Annotated in this window: 28 protein-coding genes and 1 tRNA gene; 15 read left to right on the forward strand and 14 right to left on the reverse strand. The window is 55.6% G+C overall.

Going from position 1 to position 26,207, the window contains the following annotated elements; genetic code table 11:
• Positions 1–165: 165 nt before the first annotated feature.
• From AC6T8Q_RS10630 to AC6T8Q_RS10655, 6 genes are all read right to left on the reverse strand, one after another.
• The gene (locus AC6T8Q_RS10630; RefSeq protein ID WP_500679064.1) at positions 166–600 is read right to left on the reverse strand and encodes a hypothetical protein; all 435 of its coding nucleotides are present in this window, start codon (positions 598–600) and stop codon (positions 166–168) included.
• Between the two features lie 658 nt (positions 601–1,258).
• Positions 1,259–1,690: a hypothetical protein gene (locus tag AC6T8Q_RS10635; protein WP_500679065.1), complete on the reverse strand. Its 432-nt coding sequence runs from the start codon at positions 1,688–1,690 to the stop codon at positions 1,259–1,261.
• Entirely contained in the window at positions 1,690–1,941 is a 252-nt protein-coding gene (locus AC6T8Q_RS10640) for a helix-turn-helix domain-containing protein (RefSeq protein ID WP_500679066.1), read from the reverse strand. Before AC6T8Q_RS10640 ends, AC6T8Q_RS10635 begins: the two co-directional genes overlap by 1 nt.
• Complete coding sequence (locus AC6T8Q_RS10645; protein ID WP_500679067.1) at positions 1,926–2,372, reverse strand: hypothetical protein; 447 nt, start codon at positions 2,370–2,372, stop codon at positions 1,926–1,928. The genes AC6T8Q_RS10640 and AC6T8Q_RS10645 overlap by 16 nt, the downstream gene beginning before the upstream one ends.
• A gap of 78 nt (positions 2,373–2,450) precedes the next feature.
• Complete coding sequence (locus AC6T8Q_RS10650; RefSeq protein ID WP_500679068.1) at positions 2,451–2,876, reverse strand: hypothetical protein; 426 nt, start codon at positions 2,874–2,876, stop codon at positions 2,451–2,453.
• The gene (locus tag AC6T8Q_RS10655; RefSeq protein WP_500679069.1) at positions 2,869–4,068 is read right to left on the reverse strand and encodes a tyrosine-type recombinase/integrase; all 1,200 of its coding nucleotides are present in this window, start codon (positions 4,066–4,068) and stop codon (positions 2,869–2,871) included. The genes AC6T8Q_RS10650 and AC6T8Q_RS10655 overlap by 8 nt, the downstream gene beginning before the upstream one ends.
• Positions 4,069–4,237: 169 nt before the next feature.
• On the opposite strand from AC6T8Q_RS10655, the gene AC6T8Q_RS10660 reads away from it, so the two are divergent.
• Positions 4,238–4,310: transfer RNA gene (locus AC6T8Q_RS10660), tRNA-Lys, on the forward strand.
• Here AC6T8Q_RS10660 and AC6T8Q_RS10665 read toward each other — a convergent pair.
• A complete protein-coding gene (locus AC6T8Q_RS10665; protein ID WP_500679070.1) occupies positions 4,308–5,690 on the reverse strand; it encodes an alanine/glycine:cation symporter family protein in 1,383 nt (460 codons plus the stop codon). The genes AC6T8Q_RS10660 and AC6T8Q_RS10665 overlap by 3 nt on opposite strands.
• 194 nt (positions 5,691–5,884) lie before the next feature.
• On the opposite strand from AC6T8Q_RS10665, the gene AC6T8Q_RS10670 reads away from it, so the two are divergent.
• Positions 5,885–6,712 (forward strand): endonuclease/exonuclease/phosphatase family protein, encoded by an 828-nt coding sequence (locus AC6T8Q_RS10670; protein WP_500679071.1) that lies wholly within the window; start codon positions 5,885–5,887, stop codon positions 6,710–6,712.
• On the opposite strand, the gene AC6T8Q_RS10675 is transcribed toward AC6T8Q_RS10670, so the two are convergent.
• On the reverse strand, positions 6,709–6,864 hold the full coding sequence (locus AC6T8Q_RS10675) for a hypothetical protein (protein ID WP_500679072.1): 156 nt from the start codon (positions 6,862–6,864) through the stop codon (positions 6,709–6,711). The genes AC6T8Q_RS10670 and AC6T8Q_RS10675 overlap by 4 nt on opposite strands.
• 73 nt (positions 6,865–6,937) lie before the next feature.
• Positions 6,938–7,129, reverse strand: coding sequence for a hypothetical protein (locus AC6T8Q_RS10680; protein ID WP_500679073.1), 192 nt, complete (start codon positions 7,127–7,129; stop codon positions 6,938–6,940).
• 1,116 nt (positions 7,130–8,245) lie between these two features.
• On the opposite strand from AC6T8Q_RS10680, the gene groL (AC6T8Q_RS10685) reads away from it, so the two are divergent.
• From groL (AC6T8Q_RS10685) to AC6T8Q_RS10720, 8 genes are all read left to right on the forward strand, one after another.
• On the forward strand, positions 8,246–9,922 hold the full coding sequence (groL, locus tag AC6T8Q_RS10685) for a chaperonin GroEL (protein WP_500679150.1): 1,677 nt from the start codon (positions 8,246–8,248) through the stop codon (positions 9,920–9,922).
• Between the two features lie 136 nt (positions 9,923–10,058).
• Complete coding sequence (gene groES, locus AC6T8Q_RS10690) at positions 10,059–10,355, forward strand: co-chaperone GroES (protein WP_496919127.1); 297 nt, start codon at positions 10,059–10,061, stop codon at positions 10,353–10,355.
• 122 nt (positions 10,356–10,477) lie between these two features.
• On the forward strand, positions 10,478–12,097 hold the full coding sequence (groL, locus tag AC6T8Q_RS10695) for a chaperonin GroEL (protein WP_500679074.1): 1,620 nt from the start codon (positions 10,478–10,480) through the stop codon (positions 12,095–12,097).
• A 177-nt stretch (positions 12,098–12,274) separates the two neighbouring features.
• Complete coding sequence (gene dnaJ / locus AC6T8Q_RS10700; RefSeq protein ID WP_500679075.1) at positions 12,275–13,393, forward strand: molecular chaperone DnaJ; 1,119 nt, start codon at positions 12,275–12,277, stop codon at positions 13,391–13,393.
• Positions 13,394–13,408: 15 nt separating this feature from the next.
• Entirely contained in the window at positions 13,409–13,975 is a 567-nt protein-coding gene (gene grpE / locus AC6T8Q_RS10705) for a nucleotide exchange factor GrpE (RefSeq protein WP_500679076.1), read from the forward strand.
• Between the two features lie 29 nt (positions 13,976–14,004).
• Positions 14,005–14,331 (forward strand): FmdB family zinc ribbon protein, encoded by a 327-nt coding sequence (locus AC6T8Q_RS10710; protein WP_500679077.1) that lies wholly within the window; start codon positions 14,005–14,007, stop codon positions 14,329–14,331.
• Between the two features lie 36 nt (positions 14,332–14,367).
• Entirely contained in the window at positions 14,368–14,559 is a 192-nt protein-coding gene (locus AC6T8Q_RS10715; protein WP_500679078.1) for a DNA gyrase inhibitor YacG, read from the forward strand.
• Positions 14,560–14,645: 86 nt separating this feature from the next.
• Positions 14,646–15,869: a hypothetical protein gene (locus AC6T8Q_RS10720; protein WP_500679079.1), complete on the forward strand. Its 1,224-nt coding sequence runs from the start codon at positions 14,646–14,648 to the stop codon at positions 15,867–15,869.
• Here the strand turns inward: AC6T8Q_RS10720 and AC6T8Q_RS10725 are convergent.
• On the reverse strand, positions 15,866–16,231 hold the full coding sequence (locus AC6T8Q_RS10725; protein WP_500679080.1) for a response regulator: 366 nt from the start codon (positions 16,229–16,231) through the stop codon (positions 15,866–15,868). The two genes, AC6T8Q_RS10720 and AC6T8Q_RS10725, sit on opposite strands and share 4 nt — an antisense overlap.
• A gap of 2 nt (positions 16,232–16,233) precedes the next feature.
• Entirely contained in the window at positions 16,234–16,581 is a 348-nt protein-coding gene (locus AC6T8Q_RS10730; protein ID WP_500679081.1) for a P-II family nitrogen regulator, read from the reverse strand.
• Between the two features lie 69 nt (positions 16,582–16,650).
• Between AC6T8Q_RS10730 and AC6T8Q_RS10735 the strand changes: the two genes are divergently transcribed.
• From AC6T8Q_RS10735 to AC6T8Q_RS10745, 3 genes are all read left to right on the forward strand, one after another.
• Positions 16,651–17,700 carry a phosphotransferase enzyme family protein gene (locus AC6T8Q_RS10735; protein ID WP_500679082.1) on the forward strand — a complete coding sequence of 350 codons (1,050 nt, stop codon included), beginning with the start codon at positions 16,651–16,653 and terminating at the stop codon, positions 17,698–17,700.
• 183 nt (positions 17,701–17,883) lie between these two features.
• On the forward strand, positions 17,884–19,992 hold the full coding sequence (locus AC6T8Q_RS10740; protein WP_500679083.1) for a protein-disulfide reductase DsbD family protein: 2,109 nt from the start codon (positions 17,884–17,886) through the stop codon (positions 19,990–19,992).
• An 89-nt stretch (positions 19,993–20,081) separates the two neighbouring features.
• Positions 20,082–20,282, forward strand: coding sequence for a hypothetical protein (locus AC6T8Q_RS10745; RefSeq protein WP_500679084.1), 201 nt, complete (start codon positions 20,082–20,084; stop codon positions 20,280–20,282).
• A gap of 264 nt (positions 20,283–20,546) precedes the next feature.
• On the opposite strand, the gene purM is transcribed toward AC6T8Q_RS10745, so the two are convergent.
• Positions 20,547–21,608 carry a phosphoribosylformylglycinamidine cyclo-ligase gene (gene purM / locus AC6T8Q_RS10750; protein WP_500679085.1) on the reverse strand — a complete coding sequence of 354 codons (1,062 nt, stop codon included), beginning with the start codon at positions 21,606–21,608 and terminating at the stop codon, positions 20,547–20,549.
• Between the two features lie 485 nt (positions 21,609–22,093).
• On the opposite strand from purM, the gene glgX reads away from it, so the two are divergent.
• On the forward strand, positions 22,094–24,154 hold the full coding sequence (gene glgX / locus AC6T8Q_RS10755; RefSeq protein WP_500679151.1) for a glycogen debranching protein GlgX: 2,061 nt from the start codon (positions 22,094–22,096) through the stop codon (positions 24,152–24,154).
• A 117-nt stretch (positions 24,155–24,271) separates the two neighbouring features.
• Positions 24,272–25,513, forward strand: a complete 1,242-nt coding sequence (gene cbiE, locus AC6T8Q_RS10760) for a precorrin-6y C5,15-methyltransferase (decarboxylating) subunit CbiE (RefSeq protein ID WP_500679086.1) — start codon at positions 24,272–24,274, stop codon at positions 25,511–25,513.
• A gap of 9 nt (positions 25,514–25,522) precedes the next feature.
• On the opposite strand, the gene AC6T8Q_RS10765 is transcribed toward cbiE, so the two are convergent.
• Together AC6T8Q_RS10765 and AC6T8Q_RS10770 are read right to left on the reverse strand one after the other, a co-directional pair.
• Entirely contained in the window at positions 25,523–25,942 is a 420-nt protein-coding gene (locus AC6T8Q_RS10765) for a type II toxin-antitoxin system VapC family toxin (RefSeq protein WP_500679087.1), read from the reverse strand.
• Positions 25,932–26,174 (reverse strand): hypothetical protein, encoded by a 243-nt coding sequence (locus AC6T8Q_RS10770; protein WP_500679088.1) that lies wholly within the window; start codon positions 26,172–26,174, stop codon positions 25,932–25,934. The genes AC6T8Q_RS10765 and AC6T8Q_RS10770 overlap by 11 nt, the downstream gene beginning before the upstream one ends.
• Between the last annotated feature and the right edge of the window lie 33 nt (positions 26,175–26,207).

The raw sequence follows: 26,207 nt of genomic DNA on the forward strand, positions 1-26,207 counted from the left end.
CGCTGTTGGTGTTGGCCAATGGAGCACCGTGACCAACGGCAGCAGTGTTGCCAGCCTGAAACTCTTGCGGCAATGACTTCGGTTTGTCTTCTACTGTTGCCATGACTTATCAAGATTGCTGATTTGTTATTGAGACTGACACCCGCATCTAACGGCCTCCAGGTGTCAGGCCATCACTGTTGTGCCTTGTTTTCCAGTGCTATTCTCGATTTGGCCAACGGACTCAATATCCGCAGTGCTAATTAAGTCGTGATTCGCTGGCATCACGTTTGATTGGTTCGGCTCACTGGTCAAATTTTCAGTATCAGTTTTGTTAATCCCACCATACCCCTGGATCAGCGTTATTACATCAGCGAAATTGTCAGCCTTCGTCTTCACTGGTCCGATAGTCACTGTCCCGTTGCTAGGCCACCAGTTGGCTATCCGGTGCTTACCCTTGTTGAACATGACATGGCAGTGGTCCCAGCGTTTCCCGCTCACTTGGCTGACTCTCAGGTCCAGGCCATGCGCTGCTGCTTGCTGCTTGTACTCAGCAAACTTGTTATCCACTTTGAGAGCTTCGCCCCGTTTGGGCCTCGCAGTGGCGGCCTTCTTCGTCATCAACTTTCCCCGGCTTGTTAGCCTTCTTCCACAGCGGGAGCAACACGGAGCAAGCAGTCCCTTCTTCCACTCAGAACGCCGGGTGTTGGTCACTGTTTTGCAGGATTCACAAGTCGACTGATACATTTGGAAAACCTACTGAGGGGTCTGAGCGTACCTCCCCCTTGGAATCTGGCGTTGCGACTACTGTGTCTGCTAAACGAGCCTTGCGGCCAACCGTCAACGCTCACTGTCGTTGCTTGCTGTTAGTCCAAGTGGGGACAACTACTAACAGCAATTCCGGTAACTCCGATCTTCCACCGCGTCACGAGAAGTCTTTCAACCGCTCGTGCGTCGAGACACCACCCATCACAGTGGCACGGGTCGCATGGTTCGTTCGTAGGCATTCCTCACCATTTGCAAGATTTCCTACTTGTTGGGAACCTATGTTGCGATATAATTATCGCAGTCGATGCTTCCACTTTCGACATATGTCAACTTGATCGCCGCCAAGTGAGTCAAATTGACACTCTGGTATTCAACCGCCACGGGAATCAGCACCCGTGGCGGTTTTTGTTTGTTCTTCTAGCGTGTCCGCCTGCGATTCCAGCCACGCGGCGATATTGCGAATCTCACGCGCAATGCCTTGGGGAGAATCATCAACCGACAGATAGTTGTGTCACGACTGGGCCTCCCGTAATTCAGGGTTAATGGTCTCTGAAATCTTTCCCAAAAACTTTTCGGCAAATTCTCTTTGCTCTGACTCGGAACACAATCTCCAGCAGCGGAGGAGTTCTTGCAGGCGGGGTTTTCTGACCCTGCCAACCCGCGCTAGTGCTTTTGAGAGGCTCAGCTTTCCTTGCTCGACTTCTGCGACAAGATCGTCGGAAGCGAACCGCAGTAGTTGATCGGCTTCGTGAATTGCTGCTGTCGACAGGCCCATTAGCTCTGCGACGGCTTTGGTGGAATTATGCTTGCCGTCGGTACGTCCAAGGGACGGCTTCAGCATTCTGAAATCGTTCTTGAGCCTGACGGCGATCAGAGCGCGTTGACTGCGATTAAGCCCTTCAGCCCGCTTCTGTTCGGCGGCTACATGGTCGATAAGTTTCATTAAAAGTGCTCCTTCACTCCGGGTCTCAGGCGTCCCTTGTGTCGTTTCGTCGGCTTCGGTGCTGGCGGTTGCGAAGATCGTCGCCGTTCAAAGTCTGCGACATCCTCTAGGCGGATTCTCCAAAGTGGTCTACGTCCTGAATCTGAAACATTGATTGCGGCCAGTTCGCCACGCTTAATCCAGCCTAGAACACGTTCATGCTTTACCCCCAGACGACGAGCATATTCGGGCGGGCTTAGGGTTTCTTGCATAGGTTGGCCTCCCCGTGCAAAGCAAACCGGGCAGCTCGTGCAGCTACTTTGTATGGAACGCCTTTACGCATCAACACGCTGCAAATAATCGCTGCGAACGTGCCTTGCAGATCGTAGGTTCCGCCGATTTCTTGGATGTTAGCATCGCGAAGCAGGCGATTAAGCACTACTTCGTTGAGGCGAGTGACTTGCTGAAGCTCGGCGTGCGTAAAGCAGTCCCGGCCATCGCCCACCCTCTCGAATAGCTTCGCAAAGTGGCACAGGTCGATAACGTGAAACTCAGCACCCCCGCCTTGTTGGGCTGGGTCAGGCGTGAAGATCGCTTGATCGGATGCCAGCCAGACTTGACGGCGAGTGGCGACTAAATACCGCATGCCCGCATCAATGGCGGTTTGTAGATGGCTCGGCACTTCGGCAAAAAAAACAGACATCGGCTTGATTCCTTTTGTGCTGAAAGAATCATTACCGATGTCTGATTTGGCGTCTGTGACGGCAAAGTGACGACTTTGTCACATTAGTCTGCGATACCCTCGATGATTGTCCTTCATCTCCACGAACCCCATCGAGCGCAACGGAAACGCAGGGCGAAGATGCTTGCGGATAACATCGTTTGAATGCAGCCCGTTCAACTTGTCTTCGATTTCACGACCGGAAAGAAACTCTTCTCTGTCGAGTACAGCAAGAATCTCGCGCTCGACTTGCTTCAGGCAACTTGTATCTGGTCCCTGTAACATCCTCACCGCATCACGCAAAGACACATCCGCAGCGGTCGAACGGTTCATTCCCCCTTCGGTACACAACCAGTCTGTGACTTGATCGTAGGTTTCGAGCTTTCGACCAAAACGCTTTGCCCAGAGATGGCGAATAGCGGCGAGATCATTCCCCGCCAAGGCATCGCCAACCAGGGCGAGAGCTTTTTGCTTGTCTTCACTCATCGCCCCGCCCTCCCTTCACGGGCTGCCATGCAGGAGCATCGGCACCACGACGAAACAACCAACGCCGGACATGATTCGACACCGCAACGAGTCGATCATCGTCACGGCCTTCGATGTAGCTTTCGCTGATATGGCTAGACGCATGACCCATCAAAACATTACTGGCACCAGCATCACCGGCACCGTCGCTGACAGTTCGATGGCAATGGCGTAGGCTATAAAAACTCAAACCCGGTCGGTACATCCCCAGCGAGTCCAACAGCGAGCGGAAGTTTTTCGACAGTGGCGAGTCTGCCGAATCCGTTTTCGACCATGCGTAGCCAGTCTCCTGAAGTAGCGCCAAGCCTTCAAATTCGGGCCGTGCGGGCTTGGGGTTTATTGCCATGGCTTCTTTCAAGGCGGCAGTCGTCTCAGGCCACAACGGGCATTTTCGAGCTACTGAAGTTTTCGGTCGTGGGAACGTCGCCCAGCCACGGCGAAGATCGAGGGCGGCAGTCTTCAACTTGCCGATGTCGCCATTGCCATACCCGGCGTTAATGCCCAGCAAGATTGCCGCCCGCATCCCAGGTGAAGCAGCCTTCAGCAGTCGCCGGATTTGGCGTGCCGTGAACATCCTCTCACCCTTCGCCTGACGATGTTCCCGTAGCACCTTCAGGGATGGCCGCTTGAATGTCGAACCGAACTTAACTGGCCGGTCGATCAGATCGTCCTTGTAGGCAAAATTAAACACCACCTTGATTCTCGTGATTTCGTTCCCCAGGGTCACGGGGCCACTTTTCTCGGCGATGTCAGATCGCAGGTTCCGAAAATCAGCGGGTGTCAGGTCGACAACAAGCCGGTTCTTGCCAAAGGCCTTGATAACCCGCTCGCAGGTCCGCTCGTAGTCGTCCAGGCTACGCTTCGATAGTTCTCCAGCCGCCACCATTTTTTCCTTGGCGTCGTAGAATTCGTTGCATAAATCCTGAACCGTCAGCCCGTCGGTACGTGTCCTAGGTTCGCGGCCTGCGAGAAGATCGTCCTTTTGATCGAGCCACAGATTGTTGGCTGCCTCTCCCTTGGGGTCGGTTTTCCACGATCCAAAGTAACGGAGTTGGCCCTTTACCTTTTTGGCCCATCGACCGGAGGCATGCGGGAAGAGTGGGAAGTCTTCACGGGGCTTACTTGGACGCACTTTTGCTGTAGAATCAGCCATTCGTTGCACCTCATTCGTTTAACAGTGAGTAGGTGTGACTGACACCCGTTGGCCGTAATCCAGCGGGTGTCACTTAGATGGCTTTATTGTAGGGTGGTGTCAGATCGGGAGTCAACTAGAAAACGACAACCAGAAAAAATCGACGTAAACCCTTACAGAATAAGAACTAGAGCCCGTAGCTCAGTCGGTAGAGCATCGGACTTTTAATCCGTGGGTCGTGGGTTCGAATCCCGCCGGGCTCAGTTTTTTTCTTTTCCCAGCCTATTCGCCGCGGCTGCCGCTAAGCCACTTAGCAAGAACAAGCCCACGAGGTTGGGGAAAATCTGTAGGGCGTTGAGAATATCGCCCCAGGCCCACACGGTGTCGACTTTGGCCACCGCGCCAAAGGGAATCAGCACGCAGTACAGCCAGCGGTAGGGCATGATGATTCGCGGGCCGAAGAGGTACTCCAAGAATTGCTCGCCGTAGAAGGCCCAGCCGATGAGTGTCGTGTAGCCGAATAAGAGCACTGAGATCGCCAGCATCCAGCCACCCACGGTCGGCATCGCCATGTTGAAAGCATCGGCCACAACAGCCGCACTGGTTTCGCCTTTGTTCCATACACCGGTGAGCAAAATCGACAAAGCGCTGATCGTTGAAGTGACAAAGGTGATGATGAAGACTTCCATCACTGCGTTGAGACCTTGCTGTTCCGGTCGAGAACTTTTGGCCACGCCATAGACGACCGCCGCGGTGCCGTAACCCGCTTCATTGGCGTAGGCCCCGCGTGCGAGACCGTAGCGCAATGCAGTCCAGATGCTCACGCCCCCCGCCACGCCAATGCCGGCGCGAAAGGAAAACGCTTCACGAAACACGAGCGACAACACTTCCGGGAGAGCGGTGATATGCATGCCGATCACGATGAGCCCGCCCAACAGGTAGAGCCCCACCTTGAGCGGAGTGAGCCACTCGGCCACGCGGCCAATCGACTTCACCCCCCCCACGATCACCAGCCATGTCAGCACGGCCAACACACAACCGATGGCAAACCGATTGGGATTGATATTCGCGCCCCACACGATCCAATCATCGAATTTCACGACCGAGCGATCGAGTTGGCTCCCCACGGCGACCGCCACGGAGTTGGGCTGAGTGAGTGGTGTGGTGAACAAACAGGCGAGTCCGGCGATCAGCGCGAATATCCACGCGAGGGCGGGCGACTTGATGCCATCGCGCAAGTAATACATGGGGCCGGCTAATGTTTGCTCGCCGTTGGAGATGCGGAATTCCAAACCCAGCACGGCTTCGGCGAATTTGACTGCCATCGCAAAGAAGCCATAACACCAAATCCAAAACAAAGCGCCCGGTCCGCCGGATACAATGGCCGTGGCGACACCGGCAATATTCCCCGTGCCAATCGTGGCCGCCAGCGCCATCATGAACGCCTGAATGGGCGAGAGCGCACCGGTGGTGCTCGATTGCTGTGACCGGAGCATCGTGCGAGCGGCTTCGGGCAAACGAACAAGTTGGACAAATCCAAGGCGGAACGTGAAGAACAGTCCGGTAAACAGCAGAATGCCGACGGTCCAGGGCATGAACATCGCATCGGCGGCGGACTGGATCAGCGCGGAAAAATAATCCATCAATCTCCCCAGGCCGCCAAGCTCTCAATTGGTTGAAATCGTGGCCGCATTCTAACGGCTGTGACGTGTCGGGGGAAGTTGAATGAACGAGTGGATACGCGTGTTAAATCTTGGCTTTTCGCGAAGTAGAAACTTGAAAGCAGAGCATGGTGTGAGCAAGATAACGACATCCCTAATCACCATTCACGCCCCTCATGCGTTCGCAAATTCTGCTTAGTCTTGCAGCTTTAATCAGCCTGTTGGCCAGCAGCATTCTGACAGCTGAAGAAGCTCAAACGCTCCGGGTGTTGAGCTACAACATCCACCACGGCGAGGGTCGCGATTATATTGTCGACCTGGAACGGATCGCCCGCGTCATACGTTCAGCGAAACCCGATCTCGTGGCGCTGCAAGAAGTGGATTCCGGCACGGAGCGAACCCTGGGGCTTGATCAACCGCAGGAACTTGCGCGACTGACGGAAATGAACGTCCTCTTTGGCGATAACATTCCGTATCAAGGGGGACGCTACGGAAACGTGCTGTTGTCGCGGTTTCCGATTGTGAGACATGAGAATCACCCGCTTCGGAGTTATTACGATGGTGAACAACGGGGCGTATTGGAAGTTGAAATTCAATTGCCGGATGACGAAGCGCTGCTGTTATTCGCAACACACTTCGATTCCCGCCCCAACAGTTGCGAACGGCTCGCTTCGGCCAAAGAAGTGAATGCCCTGATCGAGAATCGCGGCGACACCCCTGCCCTGCTGATCGGCGATCTGAATGCCTTACCGCAAAGCCGCACGCTGCGGATTCTTGGGCAACACTGGACGCGAGCGGGCTGCCGTTACGCACCGACGTATCCGGCGCCCTGCCCCTACAAGCAGATCGACTACGTGATGTTTCGCCCAGCCAATCGTTGGCAGGTTCTGGAAACGCAAGTACTTGGCGAAACAATGGCCTCGGACCATCGCCCCACCTTCGCGGTCTTGGAACTGAGCGACTCTATCGACCAACCGAATGTCGACCAACCCAGCGACGACTAACCCAAAAACGGATCTTCGCCGCAACTGGGGCAGGCTAAGCGTTGCTGCTGTTCTTGATATCGCTCGCGTAACTCATCCTGCGATACTTCGCAGGCAGGGACGGTCTGGTCGGAAGAACGCGAAACCTCGGTGCGGTCTAGAATCTCAGTCATGGCGGATCTCCAAGTTGCTGGGCCGCCTGAATTATAACTGATCTTATGTACACTACAAGTCAGTACGAGCGAATTACCACGCCATCGGCTTGTTGCGGCGGTGGGCCATCCCGCGGACGGGACAGGGGGCGGATCGTTTCTTGAAGTTGCGCCGTTTGGCACGCGAACGATCGGGCTCGGTCGCGCTGCGATGACGAGGAGCGCGTGAAGAGAATTGGACAGACGATTCATCGTCGTTGTCTTGCAGAAACTGTTCAGCGTTCATTAGTCGTATTCCCTGTTCTAAATACCTTGCCTTATCCTGTTGCGCCCGGCCCGCGAACAGCTTGAACAGTGCCAGCAAAGGCAATGGTCGTGCCAAAACCAGCTTCATGCCAACTGAATAAACACTTAACCGATTCTAAATCCAAACGGGGATAGGATTTTCTGCCGAATTGAGCAGCCTCGTTCGCCCTCAATCCGAGGAATTTTTTCTGACTTGTCGCCTATCATGCTGGATCAAGGTGAGACATCTTGCAAAAGAGTGGATGCCACGAAAAATGTCGCAAAGTGTTTTTGGATAAACACTTAAACGCAATTGACCGCATGATCGATTCTTGACCATCAAGAAAATATAATCGCAAACCATTGCTATAAAAAGACTTACGGGCGCATCACCATATTGGGGCCATCGTTTCACCAAAATGGTGAAACTTACAATGACCCAGACGGCGAACGCCCAACCAGTGCGGCGGTGTTTTTTGGTTGCTCAAAACAGGCGTTTGAGCGCTATCTCGCTACAAACAGCTAGGTGCTAACCGGTAAGGGAAAACCATGTCGCAAGCGGGAATTCAGGCAAAAACGCCTGGGTATGGGTCTCGCTAACGAGATCCAGCGACTAGCTAAGCACTGCGGGGGAGGGAAGAGCTTATGCCTCGAAGGAAACGCCGACCATCGAGATGATGGTCATTGGGAGAACCCAAAATCAAACTTGCGGGGGTTGGGTGATTAGCGCGTTCCTATCGTCCGAGGTGTATCGACTGCTTAGAGCAAGCTCCGTGCCAGAGCCTGAAAACACCTCCTTACGCTCGAGCCAAGAAACTGCCAAAATGACACGTTTCCAGAGGCGACGCGGAAGTGAGCAGTAACTTCCTGATTCGTCAAAACCTTGGGAAAACTCGGGGGTTATCGAGACTCGCAGCGGGATTGGCGAAGCTGGCACGGTGCTTGCGTTTTGAGGTACGCACGTAGCGGTACGCCTGCCAAATTGGCGAGAGAGTTTTAACATCCGCACGATCAAATCACACTTTAATCGCGGCCGCCGACAGGTGGCCTGACATCAAATTTCCGGCTCGGTAGAGCCAGTCAACGTATTTCTGAGGAGTAAAACGTGGCCAAGTTAATGCTATTCGAGGATGAAGCACGCAAGCCCTTGGCGGCAGGCGTCGAAAAACTCGCCCGTGCCGTTCGCAGTACCCTGGGCCCCCGCGGCCGCAATGCGGTGCTCGACAAGGGTTGGGGTTCTCCCAAGGTGACCAAAGACGGCGTCACCGTCGCCGAAGACATTGAGCTCGACGATCCGTTCGAAAATCTCGGCGCTCAGTTGGTGAAAGAAGCCGCCAGCAAGACCAACGACGTTGCCGGTGACGGCACGACGACCGCGACTGTACTGGCCGAAGGCATTTTCCGGGAAGGTTTGAAGATGCTCGCCGCGGGCGCCGATGCGATGGCCTTGAGCCGTGGCATCGCCAAGGCCGTGGAAGCCATCTCGGCCGCGATTGGCAAGATTGCCGAGCCCGTCGATGTTTCCAATAAGAAGAGCCTGCAACAAGTGGCCACGATTGCCGGCAACAACGATCCTTCGATCGGCAACGTGTTGGCCGAAGCCTTTGCCAAAGTGGGCAAAGATGGTGTGATCACCATTGAAGAAGGTAAGAGCAACGAAACGACTGTCGAAGTTGTCGAAGGCATGCAGTTTGATCGCGGTTATCTTTCGCCGCACTTCGTAAACAATGAAGACGACCTTTCGGTCGAATTTGAAAACTGCTTGGTGCTGGTTTACGAAGAGAAAATTTCCAACGCCAAGAGCTTGGTTCCCATTCTGGAAGCCGTTTCCAAGGCTTCGAAGCCACTGTTGATTATCGCCGAAGACGTCGATGGCGAAGCCCTCGCGACTTTGGTGGTCAACAAGATGCGTGGCATCGTGAACGTCTGTGCCGTGAAGGCCCCCGGTTATGGTGATCGTCGCAAGGCGATGCTGGGCGATCTGGCCACCTTGACCGGCGCGACCGCCATCTTCAAGGACCTGGGTATCAAGCTCGATGCCATCCAGTTGTCCGATTTGGGCAAGTGCCGCAAAGTGATCATCAAGGGCGACAACACCACGATGGTGGGTGGCGGCGGCAAGAAGGATGACATCCAAGGCCGTGCCGAGCAGATTCGCCGTGAAATCGAAACGACCGACAGCGATTACGATCGCGAAAAGCTGCAAGAGCGTTTGGCGAAGTTGGCTGGCGGTGTGGCTCAAATCAACTGCGGTGCCGCGACCGAAACCGAAATGAAAGAGCGCAAAGCTCTGTTGGAAGATGCTCGTGCCGCGACTCAAGCCGCCTTGGCCGAGGGGATCGTACCCGGTGGTGGTGTGGCTTTGCTACGGAGCGAAAAAGCTCTTTCCAAGCTAGGCCTCGAAGGCGACGAAGCCTTGGGCGTCGAGATCATCCGCAAGGTGCTCGACTATCCGCTGCGTTACATCGCCGAGAACGCCGGTGTCGATGGCGCGGTCGTGGTCAATCGCGTGCGTCAATCGAAGGGTAAAAACGACGGTTACAACGCCGACAAAGATGATTACTGCGACATGGTCGCAGCCGGCATCATTGATCCCGCCAAGGTGGTTCGCACCTCGCTGCAAAACGCCGCGAGCGTGGCCTCGTTGCTGCTCACCACAGATTCATTGATCGTGAATGCTCCCAAGGAAGAGGAAGAAGCCGCCGGTGGTCACCATGACCATGGCATGGGTGGAATGGGAGGCATGGGCGGCATGGGAATGGGTGGCATGGGCGGCATGCCGGGGATGATGTAAGGAGGAGTGAGTAAGTGCAGGGGTGAGTAAGTCAATTAATACTTACTCACTTACTAACCTACTCACCTAGTTTCGCGATCCTACCTAATACGATTTAAATCAATACAAAACATATTCGAATAAGGAACTACCAATCATGGCCAAAATCAATCTTCGTCCTTTGGACGACCGAGTTGTTGTGAAGCCTTCGGAAGCTGAAGAAGTCACCGCGGGGGGCATTGTGCTGCCCGATGCGGCTCAAGAAAAACCCCAACGTGGCAAGGTGATCGCCGTCGGCGGCGGCAAGCTGCTCGACAGCGGCAAGCGCGGGGAATTGTCGGTCGCGGTGGGCGATGAGGTCATCTACGGCAAGTACGGCGGATCGGAAGTCGAAGTCGACGGCGAGGAATACAAGATCCTCCGCGAGAGCGACATTTTGGCCAAAGTTGTTTAATTGTCAGTGGTCAGTCGCCAATCGTTAGTTGATTTCAAGCCACAACTGACCACCTACGACTGACATTGAACCCAATACAACGCTTGACACTTTCGTTAGGCACAAATTAAGGATTTCTTAACGTGGCAAAACAATTGATGTTCGAAGATCACGCTCGCAGCAAATTGCTCAAAGGCGTGGATAAGCTGGCCGATGCGGTCGCGGTGACGATGGGTCCTACGGGCCGCAACGTCATTATCAACAAGTCGTTTGGCGGACCGACCGTCACCAAAGACGGCGTGACCGTCAGCAAGGAAATTGAGCTGGAAGACCCGTTTGAAAACATGGGTGCCAAGCTCGTTCACGAAGTGGCCGACAAGACTTCGACGCTCGCCGGCGACGGCACGACGACGGCCACCGTCCTCGCTCGTGCGATCTTGAAGGAAGGGACCCGCAATATCGTAGCGGGCAGTAATCCCATGGCCGTGCAGCGCGGCATTCGCAAAGCCGTGGAAGCCGCCGTGGAATACTTGGATTCGATCTCCAAGAGCGTCACGAGCAAAGAGCAAATCGCTCAAGTCGGTTCTATCAGTGCGAACAACGACCGCGTGATTGGCGATCTGCTCGCCGATGCGATGGAAAAGGTCGGCAAAGACGGCGTGATCACGGTCGAAGAAGGCAAGTCGATGGAAACGACCCTCGAATTTGTCGAAGGCATGCAGTTCGACAAGGGTTTCCTATCGCCGTACTTCATCAACCAACCGGCCGATATGGAATGCGTGCTGGAGAACGCCTGCATCCTGATTCACGAAAAGAAGATCAGCAATTTGCGCGACTTGCTGCCGATTCTTGAGCAAGTGAGCCAAAAGGGGATGCCGCTGTTGATTATTGCCGAAGACCTCGAAGGGGAAGCCCTGGCAGCCTTGGTGGTGAACAAGCTGCGTGGCATTCTCAACATCTGTGCGGTGAAGGCCCCCGGCTTTGGTGACCGTCGCAAGGCGATGCTTGGCGATATTGCCACATTGACCGGCGGCACGGTGATCAGCGAAGACCTCGGCAAGAAGCTCGAGAATATCACTCTGGCTGAATTGGGCCGCGCGAAGAAGATCACCGTCGCGAAGGAAGCCACCACGATTGTGCAAGGTGCCGGTGCGAAGGCCGACGTCTCGAAGCGGATCGATCAGATTCGTAAAGCGATTGAAGCTTCCACCAGCGATTACGATCGAGAGAAGCTGCAAGAACGCTTGGCGAAGCTCACCGGCGGCGTGGCGATTGTTTCGGTTGGTGCTTCCAGCGAAGCCGACATGAAGCAAAAGAAGGCCCGTGTGGAAGACGCTCTGCATGCGACTCGTGCAGCCGTGGAAGAAGGAATTCTCCCCGGCGGCGGTGTGGCTTTGCTGCGTGCCAAGGAAGCCGTGGCAGCCGCGAAGTCGGGTTGCAAGGGCGACGAGAAGATTGGTGTCGATATTGTCCTCGGCGTGCTTGATGCTCCGCTCAAGCAAATCGCCGACAACTGTGGACTGGATGGCAGCGTGATCGCCGACGAGGTGAGCCGCAAGCCGCAGAACACTGGTTACGATGCCAACAAGGGTGAGTACGTCGACATGGTCAAGGCAGGCATCATCGACCCGACGAAGGTCGTGAAGACGGCCCTGTCGAACGCGGCCAGCATCAGCGGTTTGATGCTCACCACCGAAGCGTTGGTCACGAACTTTGATTCCAAAGACAGCGACAAGCGCGGCGTGGTTGGCAGCGTCCGCTAACGCACCGTGAGTTTGAACGAATAGGCCGGGCCGCTTGGTCACCACGACCAGTGGCCCGGTTGCATATAGTTAAGATGTTGATGTCACGAATGGTTCGCTCACTCGTGCTGCAAAGCACTGCGGGGCAAGCCAGCAGTGGCACCCCGGTTTGTAAGAACGGATTGCAATACGGAAATCATGGCTACCAAGCGTTGCTATTACGAAGTGCTGGAAGTCGAGCGTACTGCTACGCAGGGTGATATCGCTACGTCGTATCGCAAGCTGGCCATCAAGTATCACCCCGACAAGAATCCGGGCGACGAAGAAGCCATCGGACGATTCAAGGAAGCATCTGAAGCGTTCGAAGTGTTGCATGATGCCGACAAGAGGTCACGCTACGACCGCTTTGGCCATGCCGGTGTGAATGGCAACGGCAGCGGGCACTTCAGCGACGTTGAGGATATTTTCTCGGCGTTCGGCGATATCTTTGGCGATCTGTTTGGTGGACGACGGGGACGCAGCCGGCTTCGCAAGGGGCGCGACGTGCGCTGCACGGTGTCACTCACGTTGCAGGAAGCGGCGGAAGGGGCGCGCAAGACCGTTGAGTTCCAACGCCACGAGCCTTGCGAAACGTGTGAAGGAAGCGGCGCGACCAAAGGAAGCAAACGGGAAACCTGCTCCTACTGCGGCGGCCATGGCCAGGTCGTGCAGCAGGCGGGCATCATCCGCGTGCAAACAACCTGCCCCGCTTGCCATGGCGAAGGCACGTCGGTATCGTCGCCATGCAAAGCCTGTCGCGGCTCGGGTCAAAAACTGAAAAAAGTTCATGCCGACGTGCAAATCCCTGCCGGCGTCGACGAAGGCATGCAGGTGCGGATCTCGGGTCAAGGCGAGCCAAGCCCCAACGGCGGACCTCCGGGGGATTGCTACTGCTTTGTATCGATCCTGCCGCACCCGCTGTTCGAGCGGGAAGGACGGCACCTGATTTGCCGCATACCCATCACGTATCCCCAGGCCGCGTTGGGAACGAAGCTGGCAGTCCCCACTCTTGACGGTCCGACGGAAGTCGACATCCCCGCCGGAACACAGACGGGCGATGTGTTTCGCTTGGATGGTAAGGGAATGCCCGACCCGCGGGTTGTGGGTCTCGGCGATCTGCTCGTGCAGGTGAATATCGAAGTTCCCAAAAAACTGACGGCCGAAGAAGACAAACTGCTGCGGCAACTTGCCGAGCTAGAGCACAAGAACGTCGCCCCCGCGCGCAAGAGTTTTTTCGACAAAGTGAAAGAATACTTCAGTCCTGAAGATGAAGAGTGAAGTTGAGGAATAATCATGGCGGTAAATCCAACAACAGAAAACGACGAACCCCTCGAGGGGAACACCGAAGACGCGCTCGATGCGGCGATGGCCGACGTGGCGGGTCTTGATGCGGTTTCGGATGGTTCCAAGGACATGGCCTCGGAACTGGCGGCTGAGAAAGATCGCTCGCTGCGGCTGCAAGCGGAAATGGAAAACTTGCGGACTCGCACGGCGCGTGAGATTGCCGAGCAATCGCGTTATTCGACGATTTCGCTGATTCGCGATTTGCTGCCGGTGGTGGATAACATCGATCGTGCGATCGAGGCCGCGAACAAATCGCAGGATGGCGGGTCCTTGCTGGAAGGTTTCAAGCTGGTTCGTCAGCAATTGATCACGGCGCTCACGCAGCACAATTGCGTGCAGATCGAAGCACTCGGCAAACCGTTTGATCCGCAGTTTCATGCGGCCATCATGCAGCAGCCGAGTGATGAAGTCCCCGCCAATCACGTGTTGCTTGTGGCCCAAGCGGGTTACAAACTGCACGACCGCGTGGTTCGCCCCGCGCAAGTGATTATCTCCACCGGCCCGGCGGCTGGTTGATCTCAAGCTCATTCACGGATTCGAAAACTATGCCCACCTACGATTACGTTTGCGACGCCTGCGGCCACGAGTTCGAGGAGTTTCAATCGATCACCGAGCCCGTTCTGCGTAAGTGCCCGGAATGCAAGAAGTTGAAACTTCGGCGGTTATTCGGGACCGGGGCGGCGGTTGTGTTCAAGGGTTCCGGCTTTTATCAAACGGACTATCGCAGCGAGTCTTATAAGTCCGGCGCCGAAAAGGATAAGCCGAAGAGCGAATCGTCGGAGAAGTCTGACAAATCCGACTCCAAAAGCACGGAAAAGAAGCCCGAGGCCAAGAAAGACGCAAAGCCCAAGAATTCTAAAAAAGATTCGTAATTTTTGGAGCGCTAAGCCGCGAGTGGCGAATATTGAATGCGTTGTCCTGTTTGTAAAAAATCTTTCGATCAAAACAATTCTACGACGCTGCCGTTTTGCAGTGCGCGCTGCCGTACGATCGATTTGGGTCGCTGGCTCGATGAGGGCTATGCACTTCCGGATATTCCCGATCCCGAGGATGATGAAACGCCGGAAGACGAGCCGCATTTGAATGGCAACGGTGCGTAATGAACGGAAGCGGGACGCTACCGGCTAACGGCCTGGGGCGCTATAATGCGGCCTGACATTTTGCCCATTCCGCGCAGACCCTCGCCATGATGAACCCCTCGGGATCGATCTACGAAATTCGCTGGAACGAGCTCTGCCCGTGGCTGATTCTCGCCAAGGCGTTGCGAGTGAGCCTGCTGATCCGGGTGTTGCTCTATGCGTGGCTGGGATTGATGCTGACGCAGTGGGGTTGGTCGGCGATTGAATCGATGGCCGGTAATTCACAGCCGCAACTGGAACGCTTGGCTATTGATCCCGTGACAGTTGATCTACGTGTGTCGGATGCTGAGAATTTTGGCTGGCAGAATTACTATTGGCTCCGATATTCCCAAGGTCCATTAGCACGAGCTTGGTCTTGGTTGAGTTGGCCGATAGTCCTCATATTTGATCAAAACACAACCTTCGTCTCGGGTTTCTTCAAATTGCTATGCGGCCTTTGGGCGATTGCCGTGTGGGCCCTCTTTGGTGGAATGATTGCGCGAACTTCGGCCCGTTATTGCACTCGCGATGAAATCGTTGGGCCGCTGCAATCGGGACGAGCTGCGATAACCAAATGGCCCTCGACGGCGGGTGGGCCGTTGATCGCCTTGCTCTTCGCGCTGCTGCTGACGATTCCCTTGGCGATTGCTGGAGTCTTTCTTCGCGCCGATGTGCTGGCGATGGTCGGAGGACTGCTGTGGGTCTTCGCCCTCGTCTGGGGAATTCTGCTGGCGATCGTGCTCGTGGCGCTTTGGTTTGGCTGGCCGTTGATGTGGGCCACGATTGCTGTTGAGCGGAGCGATGCCTTTGATGCCGCCAGCCGCACGGCTGCGTACATTTATCAGCGCCCGCTGCGGCTCGTGTTTTATGTGATTGTCGCTTCGATCCTGGGACTCTTCGGCCAACTGGTGGTGTCGGGCTTCGCCGCGGCGGGGAGTCACCTGACCGATTGGGCCGTGAGTTGGGGCGCGGGCAACGAGCGGATCGTACAACTGGCCGAACCACCGATTCCTGGCGATGTTTCGCCCACACTTGCGGGCAGCGCAGCGATGGCAGCGCGGTCGATCTCCTTCTGGAAAGAAATGCTCGCCAGCATCGCGGCAGCCTATCCGCTGGCTTTTTTGTTCTCGGCCAGCGTGGGAATCTATCTGTTGCTCCGTCTGCACATCGACTCCACCGAAATGGATGAGATTGTGCTGGAGACGGGTGAGGAATCGGCAGCTGCAGCAGAAATCAAAGCCAGCATCCCCGAGATATTGGATGATCCCGAGGATATTAGCGGCGGCAGCTAAGCGGAAGTCTCAGCAATCAGCTGAGCAACAATCGCATCGGCATCACGATCAAATTGGCCACGGGTGGCAATGATATCGCAAAGCGCTTCACGAGCTGCTTGTAGCGATGCCTCATGCACGTGCGGCCCACAGGCGGCGATGGTCACACTTGGCTTCGCCGTGCGGAGTTGCGAAACGGCCTCGCCGATTCTTAGCCCGGGCAAACGCAGATCGATAATAACGCTGCGGCAATCGGTGTTCTCCAACTCAGCCACGGCTTGGGCGACATCGCCGCAATTGGTCAATGTCGCGCCGCATTTGTTTGCGGCACCTTGCGTGCGAGAAAGGAGCATCAAGTCACGGCTTAATAGAACGACGCCCATGCTTAGATCGCACCCGGGCCGCGCGTGTTATCGCTCACTTGAATGGCCTCTTCGATGGGCAGGACGAAAATTTTGCCGTCGCCGATTGTTCCTTCGGAACTCGTACGGCAAAGCTGCAATAGGCAATCCACGGTGCGGTCGACGAAATCTTCGTTCACCGCGATTTCGAGTTCAACTTTGCGCAGTAGATTGGTGGCATATTCGTTGCCGCGATAGGTTTCCGATTGCCCCCGCTGCCGCGCAAAGCCCATCGCATCGCTCACGGTGAGGCGCGTGACGCCAATCCGTTTGAGGGCTTGCTGGACAAGATCGAGTTTTGTCGGTTGAATGACCGCGATGATCAGTTTCATGGAATTGCCGGGCCGTCGTAAAATGCAGTTATTAGCATACTCGGCCCCGCTCAGACGGCAAAGTGCAGGATGAACGACGGAATTACGAATCCGCAAGAAGAAAGCGCTCGGGCGATGCTCGCCTCGTGGTTAAACGAGTCGGAATTGCTTGAACTACGAATCACGGAAATTACCGGAGGCCTGAGCGGTGCGCGATTTTGGAAGATCGCGCTAAGAGAGCAGTTGTTTTGCCTCCGCTGCGACAAGAGCGTCCAGCTCGCAAAATCAAAAGAACTTCGGAAAATTTATCCCCTTATCGAATTCGTAGATCGGCAAGGTTTTTCTCAGGTTCCCCTCCCGCGGCAGACTTTGGCAGGCGAAACATTTGTTGAAATGCCAGGATCCGTTTGGGAACTTGCGCGGTGGTTGCCTGGGGAAGCGATCAAAAATCCTACTCATAAGCAAGCCTTAGCTGCCACGAAAGCTCTCGCCCAGTTTCACATCATCGCTGCTCAATACGAACGACATCCTGCCGCAATCGCGCCCGGGCTAAAACAACGTCTTGAGAAATTCACCGAACTACACGCGGGGTTACTGGCCAAAGTCTCTGCGGCCGTAAAACAGACACAACCGTCTGAACTCCGAACACTTGCTGGCCTCGTATTGTCGCAAGTGGAATCGACGTTGCCCGAAGCAATCAACTCCGTGCAAGCTTCGCAACAAATAGTTCCCATGCAATGGTGCTTGTGCGACTGTCATCTTGGGAATTTTCTCTTTGTCGGCGATCAGGTAAGTGGGATGCTTGATTTTCAGACAGCGGGGGTGGGCTCGGTTGCCAGAGATCTCGCGCGTCTCTTAGGGAGCATGACGGCACAGAACGCGGGACTATGGCGAGAATGTCTCACAGTCTATCAGCAACTTCGCCAGCTCTCATCCGAGGAGCTGCCACTCGTTTACACATTCCACATGAGTGGCACGGTGGGAGCTGCCGCCAATTGGCTCAGGTGGCGATTTCTGGACGATCTACCGGTGGCGGATGCGGCAACTACCCAAACAAGGTTGAGCGAGCTGAGCATGCGAATGGCAACACTACGCGACTGCAAACAGGCGATCTCTTCGCTTTTAGGCCCAATTTCGTAACTCAGAACCTCTTAGGGCATCAAAACGTACAGATGCTAGCTGCAATCCTGGTATGACAACTGGGGGATGGCCGAATGTCGGCCTTGCTGGGATTTTTCCGCGGCATATAGAATAAACGGATTCTACCCCGGGCATGGAACGCACATGGGTGGACTTCCGCCTCGCCGCAAGGAACAAATAGGGATGTTTGCAACCTACGCTTTAGCCTCTCGTCGCTTCCTGTGGGCCCGCATGGCCCTTGTCTGCGGCCTGCTGCTGTTGCCTTCGCTCGTGATTGCTCAGGGATTTGAGTTTCCTGACACCTTTAACAGCCCGGGAGCGTTTGGCGGTAAACGCGATGCCGAAGTCACCGTGTCGGCGGAATTCACGCCAGCTCAGGGCAAACGCCCCGCGTTGGTGTTCGTCACGGCCAAGATTGCCAATGGCTTTCATGTGTATGCGTTGGATCAAGGAACATTGCCAGACAACGGCGGTGGTCCGATGCCGACAACGATCACGCTTGATAGCAACGATCAATTGAAGTCTATCGGCACTTGGCAAGCGGTGACTCCACCCGACACCCACGTTGATAACGAAATCTGGACCGGGCTTGAGCTCCGGGAACATTCGAACTCGGTGACTTGGTTTATCCCCGTGGACTTGGCTCCCGGTGTATCCCCGGCGAGCGTCACGGTCACCGGCAAGATTTCCGGCCAAGCTTGTAATCCCCAAACTTGTGTCCCATTCGAAAGCACGTTCACTGCCAAAGAGGGGACTGGAATAGCCCTTCCCGAAACGGCAACTTTCGCAGCTGCGCCAGCCACATCGCCCAGCGTGCCAATTCAAACCCAGGCCGCGCCCGTCACTGGTGCTCCGGCAACAACACTTCCGTTCACTTCCTTGGCGCCCGTGGAACCGGCTGTTCCGACGGATCCCGTGGTTGTGCAGTCCGCTCCGAGTCAATCGTTTATGTATCTGCTGGGCCTGGCGTTTCTCGGCGGGTTGATTCTCAACGTGATGCCCTGCGTGTTGCCGGTGATCGGACTCAAGGTGTTTGCCTTTATCGAACAAGCGGGGCAAAGCCGCTGGAAAATCTTCGTGCTGAACCTGTGGTATTCGTTGGGCGTGATTAGCGTGTTCCTGATTTTGGCGGTGCTGTCGATCACATTCCAACTCGGTTGGGGCCAATTGTTCCAGTATGCCGAATTCAACATCGCGATGGCCTCGGTCGTGTTCGCAATGGGACTGAGCTTCCTGGGTGTTTGGGAAATCCCCATTCCCGGCTTTATTGGTACGAGCAAAGTCACCGATTTCGGCCGCAAAGAAGGTTACGAAGGTGCGTTCGCCAAGGGGACAATCACCACGCTGCTTGCCACCCCTTGCACAGGCCCGTTCATGGGTTCGGCTCTAGTGGGAGTGATGAACCGGCCGCCGTATCAAATCGTGTCGGTCTTTTTTGCCATTGGACTGGGCATGGCAAGTCCCTATTTGTTGATCGGGGCGTTTCCGCAGCTGGTCCGCTTCCTGCCCAAGCCGGGCGAATGGATGAATACATTCAAGCAATTCATGGGCTTCGTGCTGATCGGCACGGTGGTCTATTTGCTCACCTTGCTGAAGCCGCACTTTGTCGTGCCGACGGTCGCATTCTTGTTCGGCATTTGGATGGTCTGCTGGTGGATTGGCCGCGTGCCGTTAACCGCCCCCGCCAACCGTCGTTGGAATGCTCTCGGCGAAGGCATTGTGATGGGAACTGTCATCGGCTTGGTGTCATTTTTCTGGCTGTCCCCCATTTTGGAAGAACGGCTTACTCGCGATGCCAATCGATTGGCGGATGCGCGTTTTGAAGAACTGATGGCAACCGGCACGGGCGTTTACACGGTGCGCAACGAAGCGTGGCAACCATACAGCGCCAAGAAGCTGGAATGGTTGCTTGCCCAAGGCAAGACCGTGGTGATCGATTTCACTGCCGATTGGTGTCCTACTTGTAAGCTCATGGAAAAGACGGTCCTCAAGACCGATGCGATGTCTGAGTATTTTGAAGACAACGAAGTCTACACCTTGGTAGCCGACTGGACACACCAAGACTCGTCGCCGGAGGTGACCGAGAAACTCAAAGAGCTGGGCGCACAGCAGATCCCACTCTTGGCGATTTATTCGCCGCAGAATCCAAGCGAGCCCATCGTGATCCCTGGTACCTACACTGTGGGCGGCTTAACAGCCGAGCTCGACCGCGCACGTGACACCGAACGCGGCGTGGCCAAGGTAGCCCCAAGCGCGGGGGCGATGAATTCCTCGGCGGGTGGCTTGAGGTAAGCAGCCCAAACGGAAAAGTCTGGTTTGCCTCCTAAATTTGGTCTATAGTTGGAATATGGACCAGACGATTCCAGCTATCTCTCCATGACATGACCCAAATCGAAGCCCTACAAGCCGAAATTGAAAACCTATCCAGCGAAGATTTTGCCCAGCTTCGTGAATGGATCGCCGAGCGCGATTGGCAAAATTGGGATCAACAAATCGAACGTGACTCCGCAGCCGGCAAGTTGGATTTCCTCTGGGAAGAGGCACAAACAGCAAAGCGGCAAGGCAAATTGCGAGAGCTATAAGTGCATCGAACGACGCCTCAATTATGGCAACGATTCGACAATCTTCCTGAGGACATACAGCATCTAGCGCGAAAAAATTTCGCACTTCTCAAAGAGGATGAACATCATCCGTCGCTCCAGTTCAAAATAGTCGGCAAGTATTGGTCGGCGCGGGTGGGACTTCACTACCGCGCTCTCGCCGTGAAAGATAATTCCGATTTCATCTGGGTTTGGATTGGTCCTCACGCAGAGTATGACAGGCTGATCAAGTGACGAATTGTTTGCTCACGCCCAGTGGCATTCGCCGCAGCCGTCGACGATCTTGCCAATTTGCCAGTTCGCTAGACCGTGGCCGGTGAGCTGTTGCTGGATGCTCTCGGCAAAGTACTCGCTCACGACGAGACACATGCCGATGCCCATGTTAAAGACGCGGAACATTTCGTCGTCGTCGACTTCGCCTAGTCGCTGGAGCCATTGAAACACCGGCGGGATTGGCCAACTGTCGCGGACGATTTCGGCATCGGCATTCGCGGGAAAAACGCGGGAGAGGTTTTCGTGAAGCCCGCCGCCCGTGATGTGGGCGATGCCATGAACAACCGACTTCACCTTGTAGTGATTGAGCACGTCGCGAACGGCACGGGTATAAAGCTGCGTCGGCGTCAACAGCACGTCCGCCACGCTGCCGCCACAACCCTCGGCTGCGTCATCAATCGAAAGTCCAGCGTGATCGAATACAATCTTACGAACGAGGCTAAAACCGTTGGAATGCACGCCCGTCGAGGCAATGCCGATCACCACGTCGCCCGGCACGATGGCTTTGCCGTCGAGCAGGCGTGAACGCTCGACAATCCCCACACAGAAGCCAGCCAAATCGTAATCGCCGCGTTGGTAGAGATCGGGCATGATGGCGGTCTCGCCACCCACCAGTGCCATGTCGCTGTCCAAGCAGCCACCGCTAATCCCCCGCACGATATCTTCGAGCAGTTGTGGATCGTCCTCGGCCATGGCCACGTAATCGAGAAAAAACAGTGGCTCGGCACCACAGCAAAGCGCGTCGTTCACACACATTGCCACCAGATCGATCCCCACGGTGTCGTGGCGACCAGCCATTTGGGCGACCTTGAGTTTGGTGCCGACGCCGTCGGTGCAGGAGACCAACACGGGCTCTTTGTAATTCCGCGAAAATAATCCGCCGGAAAAATCGAGCGAGAACAACCCGGCAAAGCCGTTATTCCACGGTAAAACCCGCGGGCAATGGGTCCGCCGCATCAAAGCGGGCAGGCGCGACATAGACTCTCGATAGGTTTCGAGGTCGACTCCTGAATCGCGGTAGGTTATTTTTGACATGGAATTGCACTATCTCTTGCGGCAAGAACGGGCAATTCTACGGTTGGCCGTTGGCGGGTGTCAACGACCGAGCGACAGATGCGCGGCGGAGTTTCCGGCTCGTGCCAGCCGCGTCGATTATGCCTACAATATCAGGCCGAATTGGCCGTCGAGCATGACCGCTGTGACGTCTATCCCACGTGGCTAAGGTAGTGTTGCGATAGCACTCGCCCGACTTAATCCACTCACACGACCTCGCCGGAAGGCAAGGATGACAACAAACATAGGAAGCAACGAAGCTCTGCAGCGGGGAATCTAAATTTTGATGCGTGCTTGAAGCAAATGTCGAAAGTCAATGGTGTCGTCGGGTGCGATCTTGATCGCCACTTGTCCGTACGCCTGGAAACGGGTCGTCGTTTCGTCATTGATTCTCCGCAGAGAGCATTTAGCCCATGATCAGTCTTTGGACGCCCACGTTTACTTCCGCCGGCGCTTCGCGGTTCGTTATGCCCACTACGCACAATTACATGCAGTTTCACTACCCGTTGCCCTATGGAGCGATCCTCCAAGAAGCAGGGGTGCAGTTCGTTGTTTACAGCCGCTCAGCCACAGCGATGCGGGTGCTGTTGTATCGCCGCGTCACCGACCGCGAGCCGTACCGCGTCGTCGAATTCAACCCCGCGACCGATCGCTGGGGTGATATTTGGAGCGTATTCGTCCCCGGCCTCAAAGCAGGTCAGCTTTATCACTTCCAGGCGGACGGCCCGTTCGCCCCGGAAGAAGGTTATCGCTTCGATCCACGAGCACGCTTAATCGATCCCTACGCCCGCGCCTTGGCAGGTGAGTTCATGCCCGCCACCGACGGCATAGTTCGTCCGCCACGCTGCGTGGTTGTCGATGACATGTTTGATTGGCAGGGAGATCGGCACCTTCGCCGGCCGTTCTCGGAAACCGTCATCTATGAAATGCACGTCAAAGGCTTCACCAAGGCGGGCTCAAGCGCCACCAAAAGCGGGGGCACGTACGAAGGGGTCATTGAAAAGATTCCCTACCTCAAGTCACTCGGTGTGACGGCCGTTGAATTGATGCCGGTGCATGAGTTTCCCATCCTCGATCCGTTTGGCGCAAAGCCCGAGCGGCAGAATTACTGGGGATACGATTCCATCGCATTTTTCTCGCCCCACCGGGGTTATATGCACGGCGACAAACCGGGCGATCAAGTGCGGCAATTCAAAGAAATGGTCCGAGCGCTGCATGCCGCGGGCATTGAAGTGATTCTCGACGTCGTGTTTAACCACACGGCGGAAGGGAATCACATGGGCCCCACGTTGAGCTTCAAGGGACTGCAAAACAACGTCTACTACATGCTCAACGATGACGGCACGTACAAGAACTACTCAGGCTGCGGCAACACGGTGAACGGCAACCATCCCATTTGCCGTGAAATGATTTTCCACTGCCTGCGTTACTGGGTTTACAACTATCACATCGACGGTTTCCGCTTCGATCTGGCATCGATTCTCAGCCGCGACCGGAACGGCGAACTAATGCCCAACACGCCGCTTGTGGAAACCATTGCCGAAGACCCGATGTTGGCCGACACGAAGATTATCGCCGAAGCTTGGGACGCCGCGGGTGCTTATCAGGTTGGCTCGTTTGCTAAGAGTCGCTGGGCGGAATGGAACGGCCACTATCGCGACGACATCCGGAAGTTCTGGCGTGGTGATGCCGCGATGACGGGCCGTTTCGCCACGCGGTTGTCGGGCTCCAGCGATCTCTACCAACACAGCGGTCGTGATCCGTACCATAGCATTAACTTTATCACCTCACACGACGGCTATACGCTCAACGATCTGGTGAGCTATGAGCAAAAGCACAATCAAGACAATCTCGAAGGAAATCGCGACGGCGAAAACAATAACTCAAGTGCCAACTACGGCGTCGAAGGCCCCACGCGGCGTAAAGCGATTGTCGATCTCCGCCTACGCCAAGCCAAGAACATGATGGTGTCGTTGCTCCTGAGCCACGGCACGCCGATGATTGTCTCGGGCGATGAAGTCCTGCGTACCCAGCGTGGGAACAACAATGCCTATTGCCAGGACAATGCGATCAGTTGGTTTGATTGGAAGCTGGTCGAACGCAACGAGGAAATGCTGCGATTCTGTCAGGCGGTGATTGCCTTCCGCAAAGCTCAGCCCACGGTGCGCCGCGAAACCTTCTTGACTGGGCACCCGCACAAAGCGGGCGAGCTGGCAGATGTCAGTTGGTACAACCCCGATGGTTTGCCGATGGACTGGAGCCGGGCGTCGCAGAGTTTCATTTGCGTGTTCGGCACAACGGGCTTGGAATCTCCGGCGGCGAAGAACGTCATGTTGCTGATGCACCCCGGCCATGCCACGCAGAAATTTGTGATTCCCGCGGACTTGCGCAAGCTGCCCTGGAAGACATTTATCGACACGTCCGCCGAAACCCCGCGTGACATCTATCCGAATGCCGATGGCCCGACGCTGTCTGCCAAGGGTGAGTTGCAGTTAATTCATCACACTTTGCAATGCTACGTGGCGTAGGGCTGGAGCGAGTTCCGCGAAAGCGTTAACCTGTATAACGAGCCGGGTCGTCACAGACCCCGATCAATTTCGGGCTCGAGGACGAGCCGGCTCGTTTTGTAGGCAGGAGGAACTTTCGTGGACAAGAATTCGGTTTCCATCATCGGAATTGGCGACGACGGACTCGACGCAGTCCCCAATGCCGTCCGGCAACTCATTCTGTCGGCTGATCTGTTGGCCGGCAATGAACGCACGCTGGCTCTTGTGCCAGAAGCGCCCGGCAAACGGGTCACAGTGGGCGCCGATCTCGATGCTTTAGCGAAGGAAATTAGTGCCGCCGGAGACGCCAAGGTCGCCGTCCTTGTGACGGGTGATCCGCTATTCTATGGATTGGCTCGATTTCTCTGCGACCGCCTCGGCAACGAGCGTTGCGAAATCATTCCCCACGTAAGCAGCATGCAGCTCGCGTTTGCGCGGGTGAAAGAAAGTTGGGACGAAGCCTACCTCACCAATCTAGCCAACCACAATCTCGACGCCGTGGTCGAAAAAATCCGCGTGGCTACTAAGGTTGGTTTGTTCACAACCGAACAAATCACGCCATCGCAAGTCGCCAAGAAAATGCTCGCCCGCAAGATCGATTATTTCGTGATCTATGTGTGTGAAAACCTGGGCGCCCGTAACGAGCGAGTCACGCGCGGCACGGTGGCTGAAATTGCCGATCAAGCGTTTGAACCGCTCAATGTGATGGTTCTCGTTCGCAACGCCGACGTGCCCGACCGCCCCCGGCAGTCGCGGATTCGCAGCATGTTTGGGAATCCTGACGAAGAGTTCGTGCAATCAACTCCCAAGCACGGTTTGCTCACCCCCGCCGAGGTGCGTGCCGTGGCGATGGCCCAAATGGCGCTTCATCACAATAGCATCGTATGGGATGTTGGCGCTGGCTCGGGTTCGGTGAGTGTGGAAGCCGCGCAACTTGCCCCCGGCGGTCACGTTTATGCCATCGAGCGAGATAAAGAAGACGAAGCTCTGATTCGCCAGAATGCCGACCGCTTCGGCGTGGTGAATGTCACGCCTGTTTTGGGGACCGCCCCCGAAGTGTGGGCTAACTTGCCGAATCCCGATGCGGTCTTTATCGACGGCAGCGGCAAGGAAATCGCCCGCTTGGCGGAACTGGCGTTTGATCGCATGAATTCGGGCGGCCGATTTGTCGCCAATGTCGTCAGCATTCAAAGTCTCGACGAAGTGACCGAAGCCTTGGGCAAAAAGACGTCGCATGTCGACGTGTGGATGGTAAACATCTCACGCGGGAAGACCCAATTGGATCGGCTGCGATTTGAGGCTTTGCCGCCGACATTTGTGGTCGCCGCGGCGAAGCCGTAGAACTTGAGTTTACGGCGTTAGCAGGCAACGAAAGCCCGCTTGCTCAAAGTGCCGGTCACTTGTGAAGGCCTCAGTGATGCCGCGGTCTCGCATCACCAGAAAGCTCGCGCAGTCGACGAGGCCCCAAGATTTATCAGAATACCCAGCAAAATCTGCAAGGGCTGGTAAGAGAAAAGAGCTTTTGACGACAACCACCTCAACGCTGGGTGCTCTTAACATCTCTTCAACAATCTGCACAAACTGACTTTTCCGGGTCTTTAACCGTGCCAGGCCATTGCCTGTCTCAGCAATAATCCAATCTGTTAGCACGACGCGTCGATTATCGTGCATTAATTCCAACCAAAACTTGCGTGCCTGTTCGTGGGAGCTCTCTGACGCATTGATTAGTGCGAGCCATCCGTTCGTATCCAGAAAAACACTACCGCTCATCGGTCACCTTGGGATGGCCATAAAGGTAGTGATCGATATTCACTGCGAGGTCAGGAATCCCTGTCTCAATGGCCAAGTCGGTCATGCGGAACAGAATGTCATCCTTTGGTGAGCGGCTTGCTTCGGTAACTTGTTCACTCACTAATTCGACGCGCACGGGTGAGCCTTCCGGAAGTTGCACGCCGGGCTCAAATACAATCACGCCGTTTTGTACGGTTCCTTGGTATGTCATCGCAAATTTCCTCGTTTGCTACCGCAATCCTGC

This window comes from Bythopirellula sp. (genome assembly GCF_041737835.1).
Classification (GTDB): domain Bacteria; phylum Planctomycetota; class Planctomycetia; order Pirellulales; family Lacipirellulaceae; genus Bythopirellula.

Coding starts and splice junctions, on each gene's coding strand:
- AC6T8Q_RS10650 (WP_500679068.1), bottom strand. CDS start 2,876: ATGAGTGAAGACAAGCAAAAAGCTCTCGCCCTGGTTGGCGATGCCTTG.
- AC6T8Q_RS10770 (WP_500679088.1), bottom strand. CDS start 26,174: ATGACATACCAAGGAACCGTACAAAACGGCGTGATTGTATTTGAGCCC.
- groES (WP_496919127.1), top strand. CDS start 10,059: ATGGCCAAAATCAATCTTCGTCCTTTGGACGACCGAGTTGTTGTGAAG.
- AC6T8Q_RS10725 (WP_500679080.1), bottom strand. CDS start 16,231: ATGGGCGTCGTTCTATTAAGCCGTGACTTGATGCTCCTTTCTCGCACG.
- AC6T8Q_RS10630 (WP_500679064.1), bottom strand. CDS start 600: ATGACGAAGAAGGCCGCCACTGCGAGGCCCAAACGGGGCGAAGCTCTC.
- AC6T8Q_RS10655 (WP_500679069.1), bottom strand. CDS start 4,068: ATGGCTGATTCTACAGCAAAAGTGCGTCCAAGTAAGCCCCGTGAAGAC.
- AC6T8Q_RS10730 (WP_500679081.1), bottom strand. CDS start 16,581: ATGAAACTGATCATCGCGGTCATTCAACCGACAAAACTCGATCTTGTC.
- AC6T8Q_RS10710 (WP_500679077.1), top strand. CDS start 14,005: ATGCCCACCTACGATTACGTTTGCGACGCCTGCGGCCACGAGTTCGAG.
- AC6T8Q_RS10640 (WP_500679066.1), bottom strand. CDS start 1,941: ATGCAAGAAACCCTAAGCCCGCCCGAATATGCTCGTCGTCTGGGGGTA.
- AC6T8Q_RS10670 (WP_500679071.1), top strand. CDS start 5,885: ATGCGTTCGCAAATTCTGCTTAGTCTTGCAGCTTTAATCAGCCTGTTG.
- dnaJ (WP_500679075.1), top strand. CDS start 12,275: ATGGCTACCAAGCGTTGCTATTACGAAGTGCTGGAAGTCGAGCGTACT.
- AC6T8Q_RS10715 (WP_500679078.1), top strand. CDS start 14,368: ATGCGTTGTCCTGTTTGTAAAAAATCTTTCGATCAAAACAATTCTACG.
- AC6T8Q_RS10720 (WP_500679079.1), top strand. CDS start 14,646: ATGATGAACCCCTCGGGATCGATCTACGAAATTCGCTGGAACGAGCTC.
- AC6T8Q_RS10675 (WP_500679072.1), bottom strand. CDS start 6,864: ATGACTGAGATTCTAGACCGCACCGAGGTTTCGCGTTCTTCCGACCAG.
- AC6T8Q_RS10740 (WP_500679083.1), top strand. CDS start 17,884: ATGTTTGCAACCTACGCTTTAGCCTCTCGTCGCTTCCTGTGGGCCCGC.
- grpE (WP_500679076.1), top strand. CDS start 13,409: ATGGCGGTAAATCCAACAACAGAAAACGACGAACCCCTCGAGGGGAAC.
- AC6T8Q_RS10735 (WP_500679082.1), top strand. CDS start 16,651: ATGAACGACGGAATTACGAATCCGCAAGAAGAAAGCGCTCGGGCGATG.
- AC6T8Q_RS10745 (WP_500679084.1), top strand. CDS start 20,082: ATGACCCAAATCGAAGCCCTACAAGCCGAAATTGAAAACCTATCCAGC.
- glgX (WP_500679151.1), top strand. CDS start 22,094: ATGCCCACTACGCACAATTACATGCAGTTTCACTACCCGTTGCCCTAT.
- AC6T8Q_RS10765 (WP_500679087.1), bottom strand. CDS start 25,942: ATGAGCGGTAGTGTTTTTCTGGATACGAACGGATGGCTCGCACTAATC.
- groL (WP_500679150.1), top strand. CDS start 8,246: ATGCTATTCGAGGATGAAGCACGCAAGCCCTTGGCGGCAGGCGTCGAA.
- purM (WP_500679085.1), bottom strand. CDS start 21,608: ATGTCAAAAATAACCTACCGCGATTCAGGAGTCGACCTCGAAACCTAT.
- AC6T8Q_RS10635 (WP_500679065.1), bottom strand. CDS start 1,690: ATGAAACTTATCGACCATGTAGCCGCCGAACAGAAGCGGGCTGAAGGG.
- AC6T8Q_RS10645 (WP_500679067.1), bottom strand. CDS start 2,372: ATGTCTGTTTTTTTTGCCGAAGTGCCGAGCCATCTACAAACCGCCATT.
- AC6T8Q_RS10680 (WP_500679073.1), bottom strand. CDS start 7,129: ATGAACGCTGAACAGTTTCTGCAAGACAACGACGATGAATCGTCTGTC.
- AC6T8Q_RS10665 (WP_500679070.1), bottom strand. CDS start 5,690: ATGGATTATTTTTCCGCGCTGATCCAGTCCGCCGCCGATGCGATGTTC.